This window comes from Inquilinus sp., from assembly GCF_057815775.1.
Window position 1 is genome coordinate 1 of sequence record NZ_JBYRFX010000558.1, and the last position, 4152, is coordinate 4152.

Below are 4152 nucleotides of genomic sequence, written 5' to 3' on the forward strand. Positions count from 1 at the left end.
CCAGTACCTGCTCCGGACCGCCGAAGGGCGGTTTGGCATAGACCACCCAGTCGAGGCGGCGCGCCTTGGCCAACAGGCAGGTGAAGGCTGCTGGCTCGGCCAGGTGGGCGAGATCGCCGAAGAAGCCCAGCCGGCCCGCCTCATGGGCCGCTCGCAGTTCCTCCAGAAAGAGACGGCGAAGCAGGCGCGACAGAACGCGCACCGGCAGGAAGAAGCCGGGCCGGCAGGCGATCCAGCGTTCGCTGTCGGGCGAGAGCCCGCCGCCGGGGAGGATGCAGTGGATATGGGGATGGTGGGTCAGCGCCGAGCCCCAGGTGTGCAGCACCGCGACCAGGCCGATGCGGGCGCCGAGATGCCTGGGATCGGCGGCGATGGTCTGGAGCGTCTCGGCGGCGGCCTTGAACAGCAGGTCGTAGACCACGGCCTTGTTGTGGAAGGCGATGGCGGCGAGCGGCCCCGGCAGGGTGAAGACGACGTGGAAGTACGGCACGGGCAGCAGGTCGGCCTCGCGCTCGGCGAGCCAAGCCTTGGCCGCGGCGCCTTGGCATTTGGGGCAGTGGCGGTTGCGGCAGGAATTGTAGCTCACCGCCAGGTGCCGGCAGTCGTCGCAGCGCGCGACGTGGCCGCCGAGCACGGCGGTGCGGCAGGCTTCGATGGCCGACATGACCTTGAGCTGGCCGAGGCTCAGATGCCCGGCATGGGCACGGCGGAAGGCCTCGCCATGGGCGCGCAGGATGTCGGCCACCTCCAGGGATGGCCGCGGCACGGGGCTGCTCAGGCCGGCGGCGGCTTAAGGTGCGTGAGCAGGCTCTTGACCGCGCCGAGGGTCTTCAGCGCCACCCGAGTGTAGAGCGCGGTGGTGTCGAGCTTCTTGTGGCCGAGCAGCACCTGAATGACGCGGATATCGGTCTTGCGCTCGAGCAGATGGGTGGCGAAGGAGTGCCGCAAGGTGTGCAGCGAGACCCGCTTGTCGAGCGCCGCGGTGGCCGCGGCGACATGACAGGCGCGGTTGAGCTGGCGGGGGGTGATCGGCTGGGCGGGGTCGCGGCCGGGGAACAGCCAGCCCCGCGGCCGGGCCTCCCGCCACCAGGCGCGCAGCAGTTGCAGGAGGTCGGGCGCGAGCATGACGTAACGGTCCTTGCGGCCTTTGCCCTGCTCGACCCGGACCAGCATGCGGGAAGAGTCGATGTCGGAGACCTTGAGGTGGACGATCTCGGAGGCACGCAGGCCGCAGCCATAGGCGACGCTGAGCGCGGCCTTGTGCTTCAGGCCGGGCGCGCAGTGCAGCAGCAGCGCCACCTCCTCGGGGCTGAGCACGACCGGCAACCGCTCGCCCTGGCGCACCGTCGCCAGCCGCTCGCCGAACGCCGGCCGGCCGAGCGTGACCTTGCAGAAGAACCGCAGCGCCGACACCGCGAGGTTCATCTTGCCGGGCGAGGCGCCCTGGGCGGCCAGATGCAGCTGGTACCGCCGCAGGTCCTCCGGCTCGGCCCGGTCCGGCGAGCGGCCCAGGAACCGGGCGAAGTCGGCCACCACCCGGACATAGTCGTGCTGGGTCTTCGGCCCGAACTGGCGGATGGCCATGTCCTCGATCATCCGCTGGCGCAGCGGGCTGACGGGTGCAGAGATCACGGAAGCCTCCTGTCTGCAGGGGAATGGACCCCTGATTCAGACAGGACCCGCGGTCAGGGCCCAGGCCGGCTCAACTCTCCGCCCGCGCAGCATGCCCATGCCGCGGCAGCGGCTTAGTCCTTTGGCGCCGAACGGTCGGCGCTTGGTTGGCCATGTTTGGTCCAGAGCTCAATGAAGCTACTCTGCTGCCGGTTCGGACACCCGGTGCTGGCGCTGCCACAGCGCGGCGTAGAACCCGTCCTGGGCCAGCAGCACGGCGTGGCTGCCACGCTCGGCGATCCGTCCACGGTCCAGCACCAGGATCTCGTCGGCATGCACCACGGTCGACAGCCGGTGGGCGATGATCAGGGTGGTGGTGCCACGCGACGCCTCGGCCAGCCGCTCCTGGATCGCCTGCTCGGTGGCGCTGTCGAGCGAGGAGGTGGCCTCGTCGAAGATGAACAGCCGCGGCTGCTTCAGCACGGCGCGGGCGATGGCGACGCGCTGCTTCTCGCCGCCCGACAGCTTCAGCCCGCGCTCGCCGACCATGGTGTCCCAGCCGTCCGGCAGGCCGGCGACGAAGCGGTCGAGCTGGGCGATGCGTGCCGCGGCCTCGACCTCCGCATCCGTCGCGTCCGGCCGGCCGAAGGCGATGTTGTCGCGCAGCGTCTCGTTCAGCAGCACCGTGTCCTGCGGCACCACCGCGACGGCACCGCGCAGCGACGCCTGGGTGACGTCGCGCAGATCGTGCCCGTCCAGTAGGACGCGGCCCGCGCTGGGGTCGTAGAAGCGGAACAGCAGCCGGGCGATGGTCGACTTGCCGGCACCCGAGGCGCCGACGATCGCCAGGGTCCGGCCGGCCGGGATGGTGAAGCCGACATCCTGCAGGATCGGCCGGCGCGGGTCGTAGGCGAAGGAGACGTGGTCGAATTCCAGCGCGCCGCGGCCGGGCGGCAGGGCGACTGCACCAGCCGCATCCACCACCTCCGGCGCCTCGTCCAACAGCCCGAACATCTGTTCGACGGAAGTGAGGGAGTTTCGAATCGTCCGGTACAGTCGGCTCAACTGCTCCAGAGGCCGCGCCAGCCGCAGGAAATAGGTGTTCAGCAGCACCAGGTCGCCAACCGTCATGGTGCCGACTTCGACCTCCCTGCCGCCGAGGATGAGGAGGATGGCGAGGCCGACACTCAGCACCGTCCCCTGAACAAGGGCATTCAAGGTAAACAACGCCAAGCTACGCACCGCCAGTCGCTCCACTACCTCCAACCGCTCGTCGTGGCGGCGGCCGATCGCATCTTCGGCGCCGAAATACTTCACCGTCTCGTAGTTGAGCAAACTGTCGATGGCGACCGCCTGGGCGCTGCGGCGCTCCTGTTGCATTGCCTTCAAGGCTTTCCGCAGGCTTTCGGCGCCTATTCTCATCGCCCATGCGAAGGCGGCCAGGGTGCAGGCGGTGACCAGGGCATATAAAGGTGGCAGATTCGCCAACAGGATGATGCAGGTGACGGCGATCTCGAACGCCAGGGGCAGGACGCTGAAGGCGGCGCTGTAGATCAGCTCGCGGGCCCCGGTCAGGCCGCGCGCCAGGTCGTCGCTGATAGCGCCGGTATGGCGGGTAAGGTGAAACCGAAGCGACAGCCCGTGCAGATGGATGAAGAACGTTCGGCTCAGCCTCCGCTCCAGCCGATGCTCGATCGGCACATAGAGCCGCGTCTGCAGCGTGCCCAGGAGGCGTGCGGCCCAAGATGCGGCGGCATAGGCGGAGATGATGCCTAGCGCTCCGACTGCCCAGGGGGCGTCGTGGCCGGCATAGGTGTCGATTGCCAGAGAGAACAGAAGGGGCACGAATGCCGCAGCGAAGGAGGACAGGAATGTCAGTCCGACGCAGGCCATAATCCGCAGCCGGGCGCCCCAGCGTTCGCCCTGCCACAGAAAGGGGATGACCCGGGCCAGTGTGGTCAGGTCTCTCCGCGCGCCGTCCTTCGCTCGGGGCGATGTCGTCGACATGCCTCGGTTTCCGTTCCCTCCGACTCCGGCATCTTGTCCGGGTTGGGATAGCTTTCACAAGCACCCTCTAATCCCGGATCATGGGTCGATCCGAAAGATCGGAGAATGGCTTAGCGGCATCGGCCAGAGAACATGCGCTTTCGCCAGGCGGGCGAGATGGCTGCTTTTGCCACACCGCAGCCTGACCAGGCCGGCGACGGAGCGCGGATTGCCGTCATTGACGTCGTCGATGTGACGCGGCCCACTCATCGATCAGGCTAGTCGAACGGCGATGCGCCGCCGTCCTCAGTCGCTGAAATCGGTACAATTCCCCCGGTGAACGGATCCACGGCCTCGAGGGGTTGCCCCTCAGCCTTTCGTGCGGCCGCCCATCGAGAGAGGGTCGCGCGGCTGACGTCGATCGCGCGCGCGATCTCTGCCTGGCTTTTGCCTTCCGCGAGCATTCCGATCGCGATGGCCTCCCGTTCTGGCGTCATCGTCATGCGCCGCGGCCGATCGTCCCGCCGCAGGTCTCCGTCGAGGGTCTCGACGGAG

Annotated in this window: 4 protein-coding genes; all 4 read right to left on the reverse strand. The window is 68.5% G+C overall.

Annotation, left to right across the window (positions count from 1 at the left end; genetic code table 11):
- Positions 1-766, reverse strand: a 766-nt coding sequence (locus tag AC3XYG_RS19425) for an IS91 family transposase (protein ID WP_489141506.1), incomplete at its 3' end; no start/stop codon positions are given.
- Positions 767-774: 8 nt separating this feature from the next.
- Positions 775-1632: a tyrosine-type recombinase/integrase gene (locus tag AC3XYG_RS19430; RefSeq protein ID WP_489141507.1), complete on the reverse strand. Its 858-nt coding sequence runs from the start codon at positions 1630-1632 to the stop codon at positions 775-777.
- 177 nt (positions 1633-1809) lie between these two features.
- The gene (locus AC3XYG_RS19435; protein ID WP_489141508.1) at positions 1810-3618 is read right to left on the reverse strand and encodes an ABCB family ABC transporter ATP-binding protein/permease; all 1809 of its coding nucleotides are present in this window, start codon (positions 3616-3618) and stop codon (positions 1810-1812) included.
- 257 nt (positions 3619-3875) lie between these two features.
- A partial coding sequence (locus tag AC3XYG_RS19440) for a helix-turn-helix domain-containing protein (protein WP_489141509.1) occupies positions 3876-4152 on the reverse strand: 277 nt, incomplete at its 5' end.